This window comes from Micromonospora sp. DT43, assembly GCF_049841645.1.
In the GTDB taxonomy this organism is placed as follows: domain Bacteria; phylum Actinomycetota; class Actinomycetes; order Mycobacteriales; family Micromonosporaceae; genus Micromonospora.
Genome location: NZ_JBNCKR010000015.1, coordinates 120979 through 139599 on the forward strand (window position 1 = coordinate 120979; position 18621 = coordinate 139599).

At 71.8% G+C, this 18621-nt stretch carries 17 protein-coding genes; 13 read left to right on the top strand and 4 right to left on the bottom strand.

Annotated elements, in window-relative coordinates; all coding sequences use genetic code 11:
- Positions 1-121 precede the first annotated feature (121 nt).
- The 10 genes from ACLQ26_RS28000 to ACLQ26_RS28045 all read left to right on the top strand — a co-directional run bounded on the left by ACLQ26_RS28000 (position 122) and on the right by ACLQ26_RS28045 (position 12708).
- Complete coding sequence (locus tag ACLQ26_RS28000) at positions 122-1693, top strand: sugar transferase (RefSeq protein ID WP_425747376.1); 1572 nt, start codon at positions 122-124, stop codon at positions 1691-1693.
- 32 nt (positions 1694-1725) lie between these two features.
- Positions 1726-2952, top strand: coding sequence for a sensor histidine kinase (locus ACLQ26_RS28005; protein WP_425747327.1), 1227 nt, complete (start codon positions 1726-1728; stop codon positions 2950-2952).
- Between the two features lie 31 nt (positions 2953-2983).
- Positions 2984-3745, top strand: coding sequence for a LytR/AlgR family response regulator transcription factor (locus ACLQ26_RS28010; RefSeq protein WP_425747328.1), 762 nt, complete (start codon positions 2984-2986; stop codon positions 3743-3745).
- A 65-nt stretch (positions 3746-3810) separates the two neighbouring features.
- The gene (locus ACLQ26_RS28015; protein WP_425747329.1) at positions 3811-4473 is read left to right on the top strand and encodes a DUF5701 family protein; all 663 of its coding nucleotides are present in this window, start codon (positions 3811-3813) and stop codon (positions 4471-4473) included.
- 155 nt (positions 4474-4628) lie between these two features.
- Positions 4629-6701 carry a carboxypeptidase regulatory-like domain-containing protein gene (locus ACLQ26_RS28020; protein WP_425747330.1) on the top strand — a complete coding sequence of 691 codons (2073 nt, stop codon included), beginning with the start codon at positions 4629-4631 and terminating at the stop codon, positions 6699-6701.
- A 231-nt stretch (positions 6702-6932) separates the two neighbouring features.
- On the top strand, positions 6933-7610 hold the full coding sequence (locus ACLQ26_RS28025) for a response regulator transcription factor (RefSeq protein ID WP_425747331.1): 678 nt from the start codon (positions 6933-6935) through the stop codon (positions 7608-7610).
- Positions 7607-8683, top strand: a complete 1077-nt coding sequence (locus ACLQ26_RS28030; protein ID WP_425747332.1) for a sensor histidine kinase — start codon at positions 7607-7609, stop codon at positions 8681-8683. The genes ACLQ26_RS28025 and ACLQ26_RS28030 overlap by 4 nt, the downstream gene beginning before the upstream one ends.
- On the top strand, positions 8680-10608 hold the full coding sequence (locus ACLQ26_RS28035; RefSeq protein WP_425747333.1) for a DUF4153 domain-containing protein: 1929 nt from the start codon (positions 8680-8682) through the stop codon (positions 10606-10608). The genes ACLQ26_RS28030 and ACLQ26_RS28035 overlap by 4 nt, the downstream gene beginning before the upstream one ends.
- Before the next feature lie 44 nt (positions 10609-10652).
- The gene (locus ACLQ26_RS28040; RefSeq protein ID WP_266247297.1) at positions 10653-11066 is read left to right on the top strand and encodes a hypothetical protein; all 414 of its coding nucleotides are present in this window, start codon (positions 10653-10655) and stop codon (positions 11064-11066) included.
- A gap of 1 nt (position 11067) precedes the next feature.
- Positions 11068-12708 carry a cation acetate symporter gene (locus ACLQ26_RS28045; RefSeq protein WP_425747334.1) on the top strand — a complete coding sequence of 547 codons (1641 nt, stop codon included), beginning with the start codon at positions 11068-11070 and terminating at the stop codon, positions 12706-12708.
- Between the two features lie 45 nt (positions 12709-12753).
- Here the strand turns inward: ACLQ26_RS28045 and ACLQ26_RS28050 are convergent, their stop codons facing one another.
- Together ACLQ26_RS28050 and ACLQ26_RS28055 are read right to left on the bottom strand one after the other, a co-directional pair.
- Complete coding sequence (locus tag ACLQ26_RS28050) at positions 12754-13032, bottom strand: hypothetical protein (RefSeq protein WP_425747335.1); 279 nt, start codon at positions 13030-13032, stop codon at positions 12754-12756.
- 72 nt (positions 13033-13104) lie between these two features.
- The gene (locus ACLQ26_RS28055; RefSeq protein ID WP_425747377.1) at positions 13105-13566 is read right to left on the bottom strand and encodes a hypothetical protein; all 462 of its coding nucleotides are present in this window, start codon (positions 13564-13566) and stop codon (positions 13105-13107) included.
- Between the two features lie 122 nt (positions 13567-13688).
- Here ACLQ26_RS28055 and ACLQ26_RS28060 point away from each other — a divergent pair, with 122 nt between their 5' ends.
- Both ACLQ26_RS28060 and ACLQ26_RS28065 read left to right on the top strand, forming a co-directional pair.
- Positions 13689-14453, top strand: coding sequence for an ABC transporter ATP-binding protein (locus ACLQ26_RS28060; protein WP_425747336.1), 765 nt, complete (start codon positions 13689-13691; stop codon positions 14451-14453).
- Positions 14438-16138: an ABC transporter permease gene (locus ACLQ26_RS28065; RefSeq protein WP_425747337.1), complete on the top strand. Its 1701-nt coding sequence runs from the start codon at positions 14438-14440 to the stop codon at positions 16136-16138. Before ACLQ26_RS28060 ends, ACLQ26_RS28065 begins: the two co-directional genes overlap by 16 nt.
- Here the strand turns inward: ACLQ26_RS28065 and ACLQ26_RS28070 are convergent.
- Positions 16135-16344, bottom strand: coding sequence for a DUF397 domain-containing protein (locus ACLQ26_RS28070; protein WP_425747338.1), 210 nt, complete (start codon positions 16342-16344; stop codon positions 16135-16137). The genes ACLQ26_RS28065 and ACLQ26_RS28070 overlap by 4 nt on opposite strands.
- Positions 16341-17126, bottom strand: a complete 786-nt coding sequence (locus ACLQ26_RS28075) for a helix-turn-helix domain-containing protein (protein ID WP_425747339.1) — start codon at positions 17124-17126, stop codon at positions 16341-16343. Before ACLQ26_RS28075 ends, ACLQ26_RS28070 begins: the two co-directional genes overlap by 4 nt.
- Positions 17127-17770: 644 nt before the next feature.
- Between ACLQ26_RS28075 and ACLQ26_RS28080 the strand changes: the two genes are divergently transcribed.
- The gene (locus ACLQ26_RS28080; RefSeq protein ID WP_425747378.1) at positions 17771-18523 is read left to right on the top strand and encodes a flavin reductase family protein; all 753 of its coding nucleotides are present in this window, start codon (positions 17771-17773) and stop codon (positions 18521-18523) included.
- The last annotated feature ends 98 nt before the right edge of the window (positions 18524-18621 follow it).

Genomic DNA, 18621 nt, shown 5'->3' on the forward strand with positions numbered 1-18621 from the left:
CGGCACCATCGGTCGCCAATCTCCTTCGGGCGACGACCGGTCGGAGCCCGCGTGGGAGACTGGAACGGTGGGCGACCCGGGCCCTCACGTCGAGTGAGCGGCCCGTGTCATGCGGGAGGACATGGGTGAGGTGACGGCAAGCCTCCAGCGCCCGGTATCCAACGAAGGCCGGAGCAGACTCGTGCGGCACGTCGACAGCTTCGAGATCCAGCCGCCGACTCCGCCGTCGCACAACGGCGTCCCTCGGTCGGCATGGGCCAGGGCGCGACGCCGTGTCTCCCGCTGGCACCGCCCCTACACGGCGATCCTGCTGCTGCTCGACTTCGGGGCGGCGGCGTTCGCCAGTTGGATCGCGATCCAACTGTTCGACCAGGCCACCTCGGGCTTCTCCGGCTCGCACACGGATCTCACCTGGTTCCACACGATCTCCTACCTGCTCCTCCCACTCGGCTGGGTGGTCATCCTCTGGAGCAACCGGGCGTACGACCGGCGCTACCTGGGGCTGGGGCCGGACGAGTTCAAGCGGGTGATCCGGGGCGCGGTGACAGTCACCGCCAGCGTCTCGTTCCTGGCCTTCTCCACCAAGACGGCGCCGTCGCGCTGGACGGTCGGCACGGCGCTGCTCGGGGCACTGCTGCTGATCCTCTGGGGTCGGTTCGTGGCCCGTTGGGCACTGCACTACATCCGCCGACGCGCCGGCCAGGCCGCGCACCGGATGGTGCTGGTGGGCACCCTGCCGGAGTGCCTGGAGGTCTACGCGGCTGTCACCCGCAGCCCGAATGCCGGGTTGATACCTGTCGCGATCCACATCACCGACGGCTACGCGGCGGCCCGTGGGGTGCCGACCCCGGTGCCGGTGCACGCCGGCCGCGACGTCCTGGCACTGGTCCGCGAGGTCGGTGGGGACACCATCGCGGTCTGCGGATCGGCAAGCGCGGAGCCGGGCGAGCTGCGCCGGCTGGCCTGGCAGCTCGAAGGCTCCGGCGTCGACCTGGTGGTCGCCCCGCAGTTGACCGACATCGCCGGCCCCCGGGTGCACATCCGGCCGATCGAGGGTCTGCCGCTGCTGTACGTCGAGGAGCCCACCCTCTCCGGGCCGGCGCTGCTCGCCAAGAACCTGATGGACCGGGTCGCCGCCGGCCTCGGCCTGCTGATGCTGGTGCCGCTCTTCCTCGCCATCGCCGTGGCGATCCGGATCTCCGACCCCGGGCCGGTCTTCTTCCGCCAGCCCCGGGTGGGCCACGAGGGGCGCACCTTCCGGGTGTGGAAGTTCCGGACCATGTACGTCGACGCCGAGGACCGGCTGGCCAGCCTCACCGACCAGAACGAGACCGACGGCATGCTGTTCAAGATGAAGGAGGACCCTCGGGTCTTCCCGGTGGGTCGCTTCCTGCGGGCCTCCTCGCTGGACGAGCTGCCGCAGTTGATCAACGTGCTCTGGGGTGAGATGTCGCTGGTCGGGCCGCGCCCGCTGCCCGCCGACGACGGTGACTTCCTCGGTGACGTGCGCCGCCGTCTGCTGGTCCGCCCCGGCATGACCGGCCTCTGGCAGGTCTCCGGCCGCTCCGACCTGTCCTGGGACGAGGCCGTCCGGCTGGACCTCTACTACGTCGACAACTGGTCGTTGGCGTACGACCTGAGCATCCTCTGGCGCACCGTCGGGGTCGTGCTCGCCCGCAAGGGCGCGTACTAGCGCGGAGGGCCGCGAGCCGTCAGGATCGCTGCGTGGGTGGCAACCTCTCCGCCGTCGTCGGCGTCGTCTCGCTGGTCACCGCGCTGGCCGCGGCCCTGCTGGCGGTGCTGCGACTGCGCGCCCGACGTGGCATCGCCACCGCCACCCAACGGGCCACCTACGAGGTGCTGCACACCGCCGGGCTGGCCGCCGAGCCGCTGCGGGCGGGGCTGAGCGCGGCGGGCGCGGCGAAGGCCGTACGCCATCTGCGAGCCCTGGTGGGTGCGGCCGGGCTGGCGCTCACCGACGCGGACCAGGTGCTCGCCCTCGACGGGCGTGGCACGCACCACGGCGAGCAACTGCTCGCGGCGGCCCAGCGGTCGGTGGCGACCGGGCGCTCGACGGTGCTCGGCGAGTCCGAGCTGCACTGCGACCGCGTCGACTGCCCGGTCCGGGGTGCGGTGGTCGCGCCACTGCACGGCGCGGACGCCCGGGTGGTCGGGGCACTTGTGGCGATCGCCGACAGCGCTCCGGCGCCGGGGCTGGTCCAGGCCACCCTGGAGACGGCGCACTGGGCGGGCAACCAACTCGCCCTGGCCGAGCTGGACTCGTCGCGGGAGCGGCTGGCGCGGGCGGAGATCCGGGCGTTGCGGGCGCAGATCAGCCCGCACTTCATCTACAACGCGTTGACGGCGATCGGTTCGTTCGTCCGCACCGACCCGGAGCGGGCCCGGGAGTTGATCCTGGAGTTCGCGGAGTTCACCAGGTACTCGTTCCGGGCGCACGGGGAGTTCACCACGCTGGCCGAGGAGCTGCGGTCGATCGACAGGTACCTGACGATCGAGCGGGCCCGGTTCGGCGACCGGTTGCAGGTGCGGCTGCAGATCGCGCCGGAGGTGCTGCCGGTGACGCTCCCCTTCCTCTGCCTTCAGCCGCTGGTGGAGAACGCGGTCCGCCACGGGTTGTCCCGCAAGCCGGGCACGGGCATGGTGAGCATCGAGGCCCGGGACGCGGGCGCCGAATGCCACATCACGGTGGAGGACGACGGGGTGGGAATGGATCCGAGCACGCTGACCGCCGGCATCGCCGAGCTGGCCCGCGGCACCGGTGACCCGGGGGACGACCAGGGCCAGCACGTCGGCCTCTCCAACGTCGACGAGCGGCTGCGGTCGGTCTTCGGGGATCGCTTCGGCCTGGTCGTCGAGACCGGGCTCGGCTCGGGCACTCGGGTGAGCGTGCGGGTGCCGAAGTTCCACCCGGGCGTACGGGCCGGTTCGTGAGCGAGCGCAGCGAGCGAGTGCGGGCGGCCCGGTGAACGCCTCCGGTTTCCTGCGGGTGCTGGCTGTGGATGATGAGCCACCCGCGCTCGACGAGTTGGCGTACCACCTGCGGGCCGACCCTCGGGTGGCCCGCCTGCACACCGCCGGGGACGCCACCGAGGCGCTGCGGTTGCTGCGCGACGGCGATGTGGACGTGGTCTTCCTGGACATTCGGATGCCCGGCCTGGACGGCATGGAGTTGGCCCGGGTGCTGCGCCGGTTCGCCCGGCCGCCCGCGATCGTGTTCGTCACCGCGTACGACGACGGCGCGGTGGACGCGTTCGACCTGGGCGCCACGGACTACGTGCGCAAACCGGTACGCGCCGAACGGCTGGCCGAGTCGCTGCGGCGGGTGATCGGCTCGCGGGTGGTGCCGTCGCATCCGGCGGCGGTGGCCCGGGCGGAGGAGGATCCGACCATCCCGATCGAGTTGGCCGGTACGACCCGGATGCTGCCCCGCTCGGCGGTGCGGTGGGTGGAGGCGCAGGGGGACTACGCCCGGTTGCACACCGCCGAGGGGTCGCACCTGGTGCGGGTCTCGCTGGCCACGCTCGCGGAGCGGTGGGCGGATGCCGGTTTCGTGCGGGTGCACCGGTCGTACCTGGTGCAGTTGAAGTTGATCGCGGAGCTGCGCCTGGTGAACTCCGGGTACGTGGTGGTGGTCGACTCCACCGAGCTGCCGGTGAGCCGGCGCCACACCCGGGAGTTGAAGGACAAGCTGGTCAGGGCCGCGAAACAGGATTGGAGTCGCTGAGGCGGGAATGCCCTCCACCTTCCCGTACGTTGTACGATAGTGCATACGACTATCGGGAGGCCGCCGTGCACAAGACTCCGTTCGACGCCGGGACCGAGTTCGACCGCCAACTCGACCACCTGATCCGACTGGGCTATCCGGCCCTGGCCGGGATGCCCGAGAGCGCCTTCCGCGACCTGGTCGCCCCGCTGCGGGCCCGCGCGGTCGACGGTGCCGCCAGCCTGTCCGCACCCACCGACGCCCGGGTGCCGTTCCTGCTGGTCATCACGCGGGACCTGATCGGGGTGGAGCCCCGGCTCACACTCACCACCCTGGCCGGCAAGCGCAAGCCCGGCTTCCTCGACAGGCACTACGCCGAGGACGACCTGCCGCGCTTCGACCCGATCAAGGAACTCGAGGTGCCCGCGGGTCCGGCGTACCTCCTCTTCGACGTCGACCGCGGCGAGGAGTTCCGCAACCTCGCCCCGGCCGCGGCGATGGAGGGCATGACCGCCCAGGATCGGCTGCCGCTCACCATCGACGAGGGGCTCGCCCTCATCACGCTCCACCCGGCCGCGCTGGCCAGTAACAGGTGCTTCTCGCTGGTCGGCTCCCGATGTGGTGACAGGCGGGTGCCGGCCCTGTGGATCAGCCAGGGCGCACCGAAGCTGGGCTGGTGCTGGTACGGCAACCCGCACACCTGGCTCGGCTCCGCCTCGGCCCATCCGGTACGCGTCGGCCTGGACTGACCGCTGCCGGTCCATCGGGGACAGTCGTCCGGTCGGGCAGTTCCACAGCCATCGCCGGTGACCTATCCTCCGTGGGCCGACCTCGTACGGGGCGCAGGGACGGTGCGGGCAGAGCCTGCTCAGGTCGCCCCACCACCCCTCACGTTGGGACATCGATGCAGCTATTCCCAGCCCGCCGCGCCCTGCTGGCCGGTGCCGTCGTGGCAGCGCTCGTGCTGCCCGGCGCCACCCCGGCCCAGGCTGCGGCGACGGGCGCGGTCAGCGGACGACTGACCACCAGCGCCGGCACCGCCGCCGCCGAGGTTCTGGTCCAGGTCTACCCGGCCGACGACTACGAGAGTGTTGGCTACACCAACACCGACGCCGACGGCAACTACACGGTCGCCGGTCTGCCGGCCGGGTCGTACCGGGTGGGCTACTTCCCCTGGTTGCAGCCCGAGCAGTACCACCACCAGAAGTCGCAGATGTCGGACGCCGACCCGGTGACCGTCACGGCCGGCACGACCACCACTGTCGACGAGCAGCTCTTCGGCACCGGCACCATCACCGGTCGGCTCGTCGACGCCTACGGTCGACCCGCGCCGAGCGTGAGCATCAGCGCCAACGAGGTCGAGACGTACGGCTGGGCCGGTGGTCTCACCGACGAGGACGGCCGCTTCACCATCAACGCGCTGCCCGGCCGCTACCGGGTGAGCTTCAACCCGATCGAGGGCTCGTACCAGACCCAGTACGTTCCGGGGAGGCTCGACGAGGAGGGCGCCAGCGTCTTCGAGGTCCGGGCCGACGCGGCGACCGAGGTCAACGAGACGGTGCTGCCGGTGGGTGGCCTCAGTGGCCGGTTCACCACCGCGACCGGCGCCGCGCTTGCCAACGCCGAGGTCAACATCAACACCGCCCACTCGTACGGCGGTGCGTGGACGCAGACCGACGCGAACGGTGCCTTCACCGTCCAGCTGCTCCAGGGCTCCTACCAGGTAAACGTGGTCGCCGGTGAGCGGCAGCAGTACTACCGCGGCAAGCTGACCCCGGAGGAGGCCAACCTGGTCGAGGTACGGGGTGGGCAGCAGACGCGCATCACGGACAGCCTGCTCGGCACCGGCACGGTCACCGTTTCCGCCATCGACTCGGTCACCGGCGCCCCGATCGCCAACTTCTGCGCACAGTCGATCTGCAGCAACGGCACCGGCACGGTGACTGTCACCGGCCTGCCGCAGGGCCGGCACACCCTCTACCTGGACGCACCGGACCACCTGCACTTCTGGCGCGAGGTGACCGGGGTGCGGGTGAAGGCGAACGAGGACACCAAGCTGACCGTGAAGATGCGGCCCGGCGCGGTCATCAGCACCACAATCGTCGACCGGCAGAGCGGTGCGCCCGTCTCGAACATCTGCCTGGACGCGTACCTGCCCAAGCAGGCGTCGCTCGCCGACGGCTACGGCGACTGCAGCGACTCCCATGGCAAGATCCAGGTGGGGCCGCTCGCCGCCGGCAACTACAAGCTCTTCGCGGTGCCGCGCAGCGACACCTACGGTCGTCAGTGGGTTGGCGCCGACGGCGGCACCGGCGACGAGCGGGAGGCAGCCGTCGTTCCGGCGACCGTCGGACAGGTCGTCACCGGGCCGCAGATCAAGCTCGACCGGGCCGGCAAGGTCACCGGAACGGTCACCGACGCGGCCGGTACGCCGGTGCCGAACGCCAGCGTGTCGGTGCTGACCGGTCACCCCGGCGTCGGAACGGAAGACGCCGTCGCCGACGAGCGCGGCGTGTACACCATCAAGCGCCTCGGCCCGTACGCCTGGCCACTGGTGTTCGGCGGTCACCCGTACGCCTACGAGTGGTCCGGCGACAAGCCCAGCCGGTTCACCGCCACCGGAGTGCAGGTGACTGCCGGGGCGACCGCCACACACAACGCCCAACTGGACCAGGGTGTCGAGCTGACCGGCACCTTCCGGGCACCGGACGGCACCCCCTTCAGCAACGGGCACGTCATCGCCCGCAGTGCCGACACCGGCGACATCGCCGGCAACGGTTGGATGGAGAACGGGCAGTTCACCATCCGTCTGAAGGGGCCGCAGAAGGTCTACTTCACCTACAACGTCTCGCTCGGCGACAAGTACTTCGACGGTCGCTACGTGGTGACGCAGCCGGACGGCACCCGCAAGCTGGCGCAGTTCTCCGTACCGGCAAGCGGCAGCATGTCCGTGGACCTGGTCGTGCCGACCAGCTGACGGGCCGACGAAGCGGGGCCGGTGGCGCTGCCACCGGCCCCGTGCCATGCCCGCCGCCGACTGTCAGAAGATGTCGGCCAAACCTTGCTCGGTCGTCCACAACGAGGCTCGGAGGTTCACCCAGGCCAACAGTCGTGGCCGTCGGGTTATCCACAGGGGTGAGCCGTTCTCCACAGGTTATTCACAATGCCACCCACTGATCTCCACGGCGGCTCCCTACAGTCAGACCCCATGAAGGAACGCCGGGTCCTGGTCGTCGAGGACGAACGCACCATCGCCGAGTCGGTCGCCGCCCGACTCCGCGCCGAAGGTTTCGCCGTGGAGATCGCCACTGACGGCCCCAGCGCGGTCGAGCGATTCCGGACCGGGCAACCGGACCTCGTCGTCCTCGACGTGATGCTGCCCGGCTTCGACGGCCTGGAGGTGTGCCGGCGGATCCAGGCCGTCCGGCCGGTGCCGGTGCTGATGCTCACGGCCCGCGACGACGAGACCGATCTGCTGGTCGGGCTCGCCGTCGGCGCGGACGACTACCTCACCAAGCCTTTCTCGATGCGGGAGCTGGCGGCCCGCGTACACGTGCTGCTGCGCCGGATGGAACGGGCGGCGGCCCCCGCCCCACCCGCCATCCGCCTCGGCGACATCGAGATCAACGAGGCCGAGCGGCGGGTTCGGCGCTCCGGCGCGGACGTGCACCTCACTCCCACCGAGTTCGACCTCCTGATCCACCTCGCCGGACGGCCCCGCACGGTGCTGCCCCGGGAGCGGCTGCTCGCCGATGTGTGGGGCTGGGCCGAGGGCACCGGCACCCGCACCGTGGACAGCCACGTCAAGGCCCTGCGGCGCAAGCTCGGCGCCGATCTCATTCGGACCGTGCACGGCGTCGGGTACGCCCTGGAGGTACCCGCGTGACCACCCACCGACTGGTGGACTGGCTGGACCGGGTGCTGCCCCGCCCGTTGGACCCCGTCCGCTCGATCAAGATGAAGCTCGGCGTCCTGCTGGTCGCCTCCTGGGCCGTGGCCATCGGCTACTTCTGGTACGGCATCGGTTGGCTCCCGCCGGGCACGGCGATCACAGTCATCTGCATCGCGCTCGTCACCTCGCAGGTGCTCGCCCACGGGATGACCTCACCGCTGCGCGAGATGACGGCGGCCGCCGGGGCGATGGCCCGTGGCGACTACACCCGTCGGGTACGCGCCACCTCCCGCGACGAGGTGGGTGAGCTGGCCCAGGCGTTCAACAAGATGGCCGAGGATCTGCACGCGGCGGACCAGCGCCGACGCGAACTGATCGCCAACGTCTCCCACGAGCTGCGGACGCCGATCACCGCGTTGCAGGGCGTACTGGAGAACATGGTGGACGGGGTGGCCGAGCCGGAGCCCGCGGCCCTGCGCGCGGCGCTGTCCCAGACCGAACGGCTCGGGCATCTCGTCGCCGACCTGCTCGACCTGTCCCGTCTCGATGCCGGGGTCGTGCCGCTGCGCCGGGTCCGCATCGACGTCGCGGACTTCCTGGACGAGGCGGTGGAGCATGCCACCGCAAGCGCCGCCGGGGCGGGGCTGGACGTGGACTTCCAGCTCCGCGACCTGGCGGCGCCGCTGACCGTACGCGCGGACCCGTGGCGGCTGCACCAGGTGTTCGCGAACCTGCTGGACAACGCGGCGCGGCACAGCCCACCCGGCGGCACGGTCCGGCTCAGCGCCGAGGAACACGGCGGCGAACTCCGCTTCGAGGTGAGCGACGAGGGTCAGGGCATCCCGACTGCCGAGCGTTCCCGGGTGTTCGAGCGGTTCACCCGCGGCGACCGGGCGGCCGGTGGTGGAACCGGCCTGGGCCTGGCCATCGCCCGCTGGGTCGTCGAACTGCACGGCGGTCAGATCGGAGTCCTCGACCCGGTCGCAGCTCCCAAGAACTCCCAGCCCGGTTGCCGCATCCGGGTCACCATCCCGAGTAACGGGCCACACCGAGAAGAGGCCGCATGACCAGCCCCGGCAGCATGTCCGCACCGGCGACGGGACCGGCCGGACCGCAGCCCACCCCGCCCACCCCGCCCGGCCAGGCCGGTCAGGCCGGTCAGCCCCGGCCCGGTCCCGGCCCGACGCCCCCGCCGACGGCCGGCCGGCCGCACCCCTGGCCACCGCAACCCTGGCCGTCCCAGTCCGTACCACCTCGGCCACCGTCGCTGCTCGCGCAGCGCTGGCCGGGGCCGACCGGCAGCGCCCATCCGCTGCTCCTTGGCGTACTGACCGCGGCGGCGGTCGTCGGCGCCTCGGCGCTGACGGTGGTCCGTCCCGGACTTCACTGGCTGGTCGCCGCGCTGGCGGCCACCGCCGCGCTCGCCACCGCAGGTGTCGTCCGGTCCGGCACGTCGTCCGCCACGCAACTCACCGGGCCGAGCGCGCCCACCCCGCCGGCCTCTCCACCGGCAGCGCCGCCGACCGCGCCGGGAGCACCGCCGACACCGGGCTCATCGTCGGCCGCCGCGTCCGCAGTGACCAACTCCGGGCCGGCGTCCACCGCGCGGCCACCGACGGCCACGCCGGCCCAGCCGGCCGCAACGGCTGTGCCGACTTCAACCGCTGCGCCGGCTTCGCCAGAGACCGCGACCACCGTTCGTCCCGGTGCCACGGGGGCACCGGGGCGGGCGGCCCAGGTCGTCTGGGCTGCCGCGACCGTCGCGCTGGTCGCCGTCGGCACGGTCCGGGCCGCCGGCTGGCTCTTCGTGCTCTGCCTGCTCGTAGCCGCGGTGACCGCGACGCTCGCGGTGGCAGGTGGGCGGACCCCGCTCGGGATGCTGCTGGCCGCGACGCTGCCGCCGGCCGCGACGGTCCGAGCGCTCCCCTGGGCGGTACGCGGGCTGCACCGCACCCGCTCGTCCGGTCCCGGGATCGGGCGGATCGTGACCAGCCTCGCGATCTCGGTCGGTCTGCTGACACTGTTCGGTCTGCTGTTCTCCTCCGCCGACGCGGTCTTCGCCGACCTGCTGGCGGGTCTCCTGCCGGACATCTCGCCCGACGGTGTGGTCGGCTGGTTGGTACGCCTCGGACTGATCGGCCTCGGCCTGCTCGGCGGCGCCTACCTGGTCACCCGGCCGCCCGATCTGGACAGCCTGCGGGCGAAGCCGGGCCGGCCGGTGCACCGGCTGGAGTGGGCCCTTCCGCTGGTGCTGCTCGACGCCCTGTTCGCCGCCTTCGTCCTGGTGCAGTTGACTGTGTTCTTCGGCGGCGCGGGGCACGTGTTACGCACGGCCGGGCTCACCTACGCCGAGTACGCCCGGGGCGGGTTCTGGCAGCTGCTCGCGGTCACCGCGCTCACCCTGCTGGTGATCGCCGTGGCGGCCCGCCGGGCGCCGAAGGCCACCCGGGCCGACCGGTTGCTGGTCCGGGTGCTGCTCGGTGTGCTCACGGCACTCAGCCTGGTCGTCGTCGCCTCCTCGCTGTACCGCATGCAGGTCTACGCCGACGCGTACGGGGTCACGCGCCTGCGGCTCTTCGTGGCGACCGTCGAGCTGTCGCTCGGGCTCCTCTTCGTCCTGGTCGGCGTGGCCGTGGCGCGGCTCCGGGCCGAGTGGCTGCCCCGCCTGGTGATCGGCACCGCGGTGCTGGCGCTGCTGGGGTTGGCAGTGATCAACCCGGACCGGCTGATCGCGGACCGGAACGTCGACAGGTACCTCGACACCGGTCGCCTGGACATCACCTACCTCTCCGGGTTGTCGGCCGACGCCGTACCGGCCCTGGACCGGCTGCCCGAGCCCATGCGGACGTGCGCGCTCCGGGAGATCGCCTTCGAGCTGCCCGAGGACGGCTTCTGGGCGACGAACCTCGGCCGGGAACGGGCACGGTCCGTCCTGGACTCGACAGGGGTGACCGGCAGTACGACGGACTGCGTCGCGCAGGTGCGCTGGTGAGCGGGAACGCTTGACAATCGCGCTGGGCGGGCAAGACTGCCGGGGTGGCCGAGCAACTGTCTGACGTGGGGTCGGGCGGTGCGGTACCGCCGCCCCGGCGGGCCCGGATCGTGTTGGCCGACATCACCCGGCGGGACACCCGCTCCGAGCGGACCCGCGCCGAGCTGGCCCAGCAGACCCAGGTCGGCGAGGCGCTGGTCCGCGGCCTGGTCCGGGCGCAGCTCGCGTTGGCGTTGCGGCTGTCGCTGGTGGTCGCCATCGGGCTGGGCGGGCTGCCTTGGTTGTTCGCGATCGCACCGTCGCTCGGCCGGACCACAGTGGCCGGCGTCAACCTGCCCTGGCTGCTGCTCGGACTGGTCTCGTTCCCGTTCCTGATCGCGGTGGGCTGGGCATACGTGCGGCTGGCCGAGCGCAACGAGCAGGACTTCACCGACCTGGTGCAGCGGCCGGAGCGCTGACGTGGGCAACGACTGGGTGGTTCCGGCCATCGTCGCGGTCACCCTGGTCACCGTCGGGATCGGTTTCTACGGGCTACGACTCGCCCGGACCACGTCCGACTTCCTGGTGGCGTCCCGGGCGATCAGCCCGACCTGGAACGCCGCGGCCATCGGCGGGGAATACCTGTCGGCCGCGAGCTTCCTCGGCATCGCCGGCCTGGTCCTCAAGTACGGCGTGGACGTCCTCTGGTATCCGGTCGGGTTCGCCGCCGGCTATCTGGCCCTGCTGCTGTTCGTGGCCGCGCCGCTGCGCCGCTCCGGCGCGTTCACGCTTCCCGACTTCTGCGAGCTGCGGCTGGGGTCCCGTCGCCTGCGTATCCTCGCCACGGCCTTTGTGATCTTCATCGGCTGGCTCTATCTGGTGCCGCAGTTGCAGGGTGCCGGGCTCACGCTGGCCACGGTGGCCGGCTCCCCGTACCCCGTGGGTGCCCTTCTGGTGGCCACGGTGGTCACCGCGAACGTGGCGCTCGGCGGGATGCGGGCGATCACCTTCGTCCAGGCGTTCCAGTACTGGCTCAAGTTGACAGCTCTCGCCGTACCGGTGATCTTCCTGGCGTTGCAGTGGCAGGCCGACGGCCGACCGGCGGTGACGCCGCCCGACGGGCCGACGTTCCGGGCCGCGACCACGGTCGTGGTCGAGCACCGCGCGACACTCACCCTTGCCGACGGCGACATCCGAGAGGTACGCCCCGGCGACGAGCTGTCCTTCGCGGCCGGTGACCCGGTGCCGGAGGTGTCCGGGGTGGCCACCGACGCGGGAGACTGGTTGCTGCCCAGCGCGGCCGGCGACGACGACCGGGGACTGTTCGGGACGTACTCGCTGATCCTGGCCACGTTCCTCGGCACGATGGGCCTGCCGCACGTGCTGGTCCGCTTCTACACCAATCCCGACGGCGCGGCGGCACGCCGGACGACGCTTGTGGTGCTGGCTCTGGTCGGCGCCTTCTACCTGCTGCCCACCCTGTACGGGGTGTTGGGCCGGATCTACACACCGCAACTGCTCGTCAGCGGGCAGACCGACGCGGTGGTGGTGCTGCTGCCCGGCGCGGCCCTCGGTGACGGGCTGGTCGGGCGGCTGCTCGCCGCGCTTGTCGCGGCGGGAGCGTTCGCGGCGTTCCTCTCCACCTCGTCGGGACTGCTGACCAGCGTCGCCGGGGTCATCTCGACGGATGTGCTCGGCCGGGGCTCGGTGCGCGGCTTCCGGCTGGCCACCATCATCGCCGGGGGCGTGCCGACGGTGCTGGCCCTGCACGTCTCCGGGTTGGACGTCTCACAGGTGGTCGGGTTGGCCTTCGCGGTCGCCGCGTCGAGCTTCTGCCCGCTGCTGGTGCTCGGCATCTGGTGGCGCGGGTTGACCGACCTGGGCGCAGCCGCCGGTGTGCTGGCCGGCGGCGGCGCGGCGATCGGCGCGGTGCTGGTGACGGTGCTCGGCCCGCCGCTGTCCGGCTGGCCGGCCACGCTCATCGCGCAGCCGGCCGCCTGGACGGTGCCACTTGCCTTCACGGTGATGGTTGCGGTGTCGATCGCCACCCGTCGCCGGGCGCCGGCCGACGTCGCCGCCATCATGCTGCGCCTGCACACCCCGGAAGCGCTACGCCTCTGAGGCAGCGCGACCGGCACCCCTACCAGGGCTCTGACTGCTTGTGGATCAGTCGGTCGCCCGGGGGTGACCCGTGCCGGCGTGTTTGATCCAGCAGGTGCGGGTGTCGTGGTCGGGGAGATACCAGACGCGACCGCCTGCAGTGACCTCGTACTGCCACTGCGGCAGCGTCTTGCCGTTGTGCGCGGCGTTGGCGAGGGAACCTTTGAGGGGGTGTTGCCTGCTGGTCGGTGGGGAGGGGCAGGGGTCGGATTCGATGGCTTCGAACGCGGCGCGGGTGTTGGCCGCGGCCTGCCGGCACAGTTCCTCCCAGCCTTTTGGCCGCATCGTTCGTCGCGAATCGGAGGATGTAGTTACCAGGGCGGGGTGGCGGCGCTGCCCGGTCGCCGCGCTTGGCGCTCACTCGGTGGTCGGGCGGGGCACCGCCCCGAAGTCGTCGGAACTGGGTGCGGCCAGGACCCGGTGCAGGTCGGGGTCGGCATGGATCTCGGCGGTGTGCCGCCACTCGGTGAGCAACTGCGACACCGCAGCGGTATTTCCGACCGCCGCAGCCGCCTCTGCCGTCGAAACGAATTCGTTGGCCATCTGCTCGCGGTCTTCGGGTGGCAGGAACCGCACCCACGGCAGCACGGTCGGTAGCGCCTCGCGCACCAGGGTCGGATTCCGGCGAACGACGCTGGCCAGCAGCCGTGCCGTCAGGTCCACCACCTCACCCTCGGCGGCCGCCCGGTCGGCAGACATCAGCACGAGATCAGCGGCGTCGCGGCGTCGTAGTCGCACCGCGCGAGCGCGGGAGAGCCGCTCGGCCGTCTCGGCGGGCTGACGCAGCAGCTCCGAGAACGGCACGGATTCCAAGGGCATCGACACGACATCAACACTACTTCAGAAGTCGCGGTAGTGCGACGAAGTACGACTTCAGGATGATCGCGCGTCCGTCCGGTGCCGGAGGGCGGAACTGGCGGTCGGCGGATAACGTTCGGTCCATGACTGGTGAGCACCCCGCGCTCGCGCTGCGTGGCCTGGCGAAGCGGTTCGACGGCACGATCGCGGTGGCCGGCGTCGATCTGGACGTACCTGCCGGGTCCTTCTACGGCCTGCTCGGCCCGAACGGCGCCGGCAAGACCACCACCCTGTCGATGGCGGTCGGGCTGTTGCGGCCGGATGCCGGCTCGGCGTGGGTGCTCGGCCAGGACGTCTGGCGCGATCCGGTCGCGGCCAAGCGGCTGCTCGGCGTGATGCCCGACGGGGTCCGCCTGTTCGACCGGCTGACCGGCGCGGAGCTGCTCGCGTACACCGGATTGTTGCGGGGCATGGACCCGGCGGTGGTCGACCAGCGGGCCGCTGAGCTGCTGGATGTGCTGGCGCTCGGCGATGCCGGCCGGACGCTCGTGGTGGACTACTCGGCGGGCATGAAGAAGAAGATCGGCCTGGCCTGCGCGTTGCTGCACGGCCCCCGGGTGCTGGTGCTGGACGAGCCGTTCGAGGCGGTCGACCCGGTGTCGGCGGCGCTGATCCGCGACATCCTGACCCGGTACGCGGCAGGCGGCGGCACGGTGATCTTCTCCAGTCACGTGATGGAGGTCGTCGAGCGGCTGTGCTCGCACGTGGCGATCCTCGCCCAGGGCGTCATCAAGCGGGTGGGCACGATCGCCGACGTCCGGGGCGGCCGCTCACTGGAGCAGGTCTTCGTCGAGGTGGTCGGCGGACGCACCGCGACCGGGGACGAGCTGTCATGGCTGTCCCGGTGAACGTCGCCGCCGCGCCCGCCGGTCCGGCGCGGACGGTCTCGGCCCGGCACTTCGTACGCCTCAAGCTGCGGGTGATGGGCAACAACTTCCGGGGCCAGGGCTGGCGGATCGCCCTGTTCGTCGGCGGCGCGCTTGTCGGCCTCTGGTTCGCGGCCAGCGGCTTCTTCCTGTTCGCCGCGCCCGGCCTGACGGGCAACGGTCGGTACGCGGTGCTGATCGCGGCCGCCGGCGGTGGCCTTCTGGTGCTCGGCTGGCTGCTGCTGCCCCTGGTCTTCTTCGGCGTGGACGAGACACTGGACCCGGCCCGGTTCGCGCTGCTGCCGCTGCCGCGCCGCACGCTTGTCATCGGCCTGTTCGCCGCCGCGCTGGTAAGCGTGCCGGTGCTTGCGGCGTCGGTCGCCGTGCTGGGGTTGGTGGTGACCGCCTGGTCGTTGGGCGGTTGGTCCGCCGGCCTGGTGGCAGTGGTCGGCGTACTCGCCGGGTTGTTGCTCTGTGTGGCCGCCAGCCGGGCCGTGACCAGCGCGTTCGCCAGCATGCTGCGGTCGCGCCGAGTGCGGGACCTGGCGGCGGTGCTGCTGGCGGTGGTCGCCGCGCTGCTCGGCCCGTTGCAGGTCTTCGGCCTGGCGGCGCTGCGCGAGACGGACTGGACCCGGCTGACCGGGATCGCGACGGCGATCGGATGGACGCCGTTCGGGGCACCGTGGACGGCAGGCATCGACGTGGCGCAGGGACGGGTGTGGGCCGCCCCGGTAAAGCTGCTGATCACGGTGGTGGCGATCCTCGCCCTGCTGGCCTGGTGGTCCCGTTCGCTGGAGTCGGCGATGGTGGGCACGGCCAGCAGGGGCAAGGCCCCCACGCAGCGCGGCGTCACCGGCGGGGCGGTCGCCCAGCTCTTTCCCCGAGCGGCCAACTGGGCCCGGCGGGACCGGTTCGGCGCGCTGGTCGCCCTGCAGGCCCGTTACTGGTGGCGGGACGCCCGCCGCCGGGCCAACCTGATCACGATCGCGGTGGTCGGCATCTTCATTCCGGTGCTGTTCAACGGCGGCTTGAGCTTCACGTCCGGGGACGAGCAGGGCTTCAACATGGGTGCCGGCGACAGCTCACCGACGCTTGTCACCCTCTCCATGATCTTCGTCGGTGTGCTCGCCTCGGTCACGCTTGCCAACCAGTTCGGTTTCGACGGCAGCGCCTACGCCGCGAACGTCGTGGCAGGTGTTCCCGGGCGGGTCGAGCTACGCGCGCGGATGACAGCATTTTCGCTGTACGTCGTGCCGATGCTGGCGGTCGTCGCGGTGCTGCTGGCGGCACTCCTCGGCCGGCCGGGCTGGATCGGGTTGACCGCCGGCAGCCTGGCCGCCACCTACGGCGTCGGGTTGGCGGTGAACAGCTTCGTCTCGGTGCTCGCGGCGTACGCGCTGCCGGAGACGAGCAACCCGTTCGCCATGAACGGCGGCGCCGGCGTGGCGAAGGGCCTGCTCACCGTGCTGTCCATGGGCACCACGGCAGTCGCTGCGGTGCCGATGGTGGTGGCCGCCGCGCTGCTCGGTGACGCCTGGTTGTGGCTGGCACTGCCGGTCGGCGTCGCGTACGGGCTGGGCACCGCGTTGCTCGGCGCGTACCTGGCCGGCGACGTGCTGGACCGTCGTCAGCCGGAACTGCTGGCCACGGTCACTCCGCGTCGCTAACCGGCGTTTCGGCCCTGGGCGGTCTGGGCGGCCTCTGCGACGAAGTCACGCCAGGCGGCCGGAGCGAAGGTGAGCGTCGGACCGGAGCGATCCTTGCTGTCCCGCACCAGCACGACGCCGGGCAGATTGTCCGCCACCTCCACGCAGGCACCACCGGTGTCGCCGGATCTGGTCGACGTCCGCCACAGCGGCTGAGCAACGGTCATTGCGTCACCTTCAGCTTCCGGATCAGATCCAGCGAGGCGCTGGTGGAGAGTGCTTCGCCGAGCAGGCTATCCCATTTCTGACCAATCAGACGAACGACTACCGGGTCGTCAATAACGTGTCCACGAGCGACGTCCTCGACGTAGGTGACTCGTTCGCCATCGGGCAGTTCCGCGAGCAGGAATCCGCCGGTCAGGCCGACGTGCGCCCCGATGTCGAGCGGCACCACGTGCAGCCTGACGCTTGGCAGGACGGCGAGTTCCAACAGCCGACCGAGCTGGGCATCCAGTGCCGCCGGTCCACCCACCGGGCGACGGAGAGCGATCTCGTCCAGCACAAACACGCACTGCGGCGGCTCTGCGCGCTGCCACACCTGCTGCCGATCCAATCGGACCGCAACCAGGTCGTTCACCAGGTTGACCGGGTTCAGGCCACCGGCCGAGATCACCGCTCGGGCATAGTCCTCGGTCTGGAGCAGGCCGGGAATCAGGCACGGCTCGAATTCACACAGTCGGATGGCCTCCTCTTCGTGCTGCCGCCAGGGAACGAACCAGCTCGGCAGCCTCTGCCGGTCGGCCGCAGTCAGGAGTTCGGTGAGGAGGCCGCCGGTGGAGAGGGCCTCGTCTGCGGCGACGGCGAACTCCATGGTGGGCCGGCGGCGGCCGGTCTCGATGGCGGCAACGGTGGACGGACTCCACTTGATCACAGTCGCCAGTGCTTCCTGGGAGACCTCGGCACCGGCGCGGGCGGCCTTCAACGCCCGTACCCACATCTCGATGTTCATCCTTACCTTCCCGGTAAGTACGCGACTGCGCTCTGTAGTAAGCCCTGGAATCCTCCCCTGCCCAGGGCCGGGAGTCCAGGGTGGAGGACGCGCGGCCCGGCCGGTGGAGGCGACGTCCCGGCGACCGGTCCTGCGTCGGGCCGCCCCGGTCATCCCCGGAGCGGGGCGGCCCTCGTCGACTGGGAGGGATCGCTCATGATCGGGTTCGTCCTCGGTGGGATCGGGGTGCGGTGGTCGTACCGCAGGAGGAAGGCCGCGGCGCCGACGACCGTGCCGGGCGGGCCACCGGCGTGGGCTAGGCGGCCCTCGGTGGCCGTGTCGCCACCAGGCCGGGCCGGTTCGACCCCCGGTGACGACCGGGCGTGCGGCGACCGGGCGGGCGGGCGGCGACCGGTGATGAGCGCGAGGCCGACGGACGGCGGCCGGGCCCGCGCGGGCCGAGTCGCGGCGTGTCGCTCGCGGGAGCCGGACACCACAGCGAGCGGTATGACTCAGAGGTATAAATATGACTGGGAGTCATACCCCTCATCAGCGCATTGCCCTCCGGCCGAACCGCGCGAGGGCCGGCCAGCCGAACCGCGCGAGCGCCAGCCAGCCGAGCCGGTGGCCGCCGGGGAGCGCTGGTGAGCCGGCCGCACGTGCCGATGCGGCCGCTGTGGCGGTGTCGGGGCTGCGGCGCGCTCTGGCCCTGCCAGCCGGCGCGGCTGGCGCTGCTCGCCGACTACCGGCACGACCGCACAGCGCTGCTGTTCTACCTGGGGACACTGATGGCGGAGGCGGGCGACCAGCTCGCCCGGCTCAACGGGCGACCCGCCGACCTGCACGAGCGCTTCCTGGGTTGGGCGCGGGGTCGGGGCGGCACAATGTTTCACGTGAATCATGAGCCGGGTGCCGAGATCCACCACACCGACCCCTTCGCGGTGCCGACCGGGCAGCGGTCGCCGGTCCGCCGGCTGCGGGGGCGGCTCGCCGCGCCGGTGACCCTCTGGACGGCGCCCGGCCCGGCGGGCCTGACCGTCTCGTCCACCCTGGTCGCCGAGGGAGAGCCGGACCGGCTGCTCGGGCTGATCGACGCGGAGTCCGATCTCTGGGCCGCCGTCGAGGAGGCGGGCCGGTTCGCTGTCGCGCCGCTCGGCCCGCCGCACCGCCAGCTCGCCGACCGGTTCGCCGGCCTCTTCCCCGCGCCGGGTGGGCTGTTCGCCAGCGGCACGTGGACCGAAACCCCCTACGGTCCGGTGCCGACCGATGCCGGCGGCTGGGTGGGCTGCCGGCTGGACACCGCCCGGGAGTACGGCTGGGGCCTGCTGGTCGAGGCCACCATCGAGGCGGTCGAGCTGGCCGAAGAGACCACGCCGCTGCTGCACTACCGGGGGCGCTACCACGAGCTGCCGGGCTGACCGGTCACCGGAGTGACCTGGGTCACTCGGCGCAGCCAGTCAACCGCTCGGCGCACTCGACGACCGGCGTCGATCTCGGCCTTCCCCGGCGGGGAGCG

Bases quoted from the DNA above. Each gene is read 5' to 3' on its own strand.
- ACLQ26_RS28080 (WP_425747378.1), top strand. From the start codon at position 17,771: ATGCGGCCGCTGTGGCGGTGTCGGGGCTGCGGCGCGCTCTGGCCCTGC.
- ACLQ26_RS28075 (WP_425747339.1), bottom strand. From the start codon at position 17,126: ATGAACATCGAGATGTGGGTACGGGCGTTGAAGGCCGCCCGCGCCGGT.
- ACLQ26_RS28070 (WP_425747338.1), bottom strand. From the start codon at position 16,344: ATGACCGTTGCTCAGCCGCTGTGGCGGACGTCGACCAGATCCGGCGAC.
- ACLQ26_RS28050 (WP_425747335.1), bottom strand. From the start codon at position 13,032: ATGCGGCCAAAAGGCTGGGAGGAACTGTGCCGGCAGGCCGCGGCCAAC.
- ACLQ26_RS28055 (WP_425747377.1), bottom strand. From the start codon at position 13,566: ATGCCCTTGGAATCCGTGCCGTTCTCGGAGCTGCTGCGTCAGCCCGCC.
- ACLQ26_RS28060 (WP_425747336.1), top strand. From the start codon at position 13,689: ATGACTGGTGAGCACCCCGCGCTCGCGCTGCGTGGCCTGGCGAAGCGG.
- ACLQ26_RS28020 (WP_425747330.1), top strand. From the start codon at position 4,629: ATGCAGCTATTCCCAGCCCGCCGCGCCCTGCTGGCCGGTGCCGTCGTG.
- ACLQ26_RS28025 (WP_425747331.1), top strand. From the start codon at position 6,933: ATGAAGGAACGCCGGGTCCTGGTCGTCGAGGACGAACGCACCATCGCC.
- ACLQ26_RS28065 (WP_425747337.1), top strand. From the start codon at position 14,438: ATGGCTGTCCCGGTGAACGTCGCCGCCGCGCCCGCCGGTCCGGCGCGG.
- ACLQ26_RS28000 (WP_425747376.1), top strand. From the start codon at position 122: ATGGGTGAGGTGACGGCAAGCCTCCAGCGCCCGGTATCCAACGAAGGC.
- ACLQ26_RS28035 (WP_425747333.1), top strand. From the start codon at position 8,680: ATGACCAGCCCCGGCAGCATGTCCGCACCGGCGACGGGACCGGCCGGA.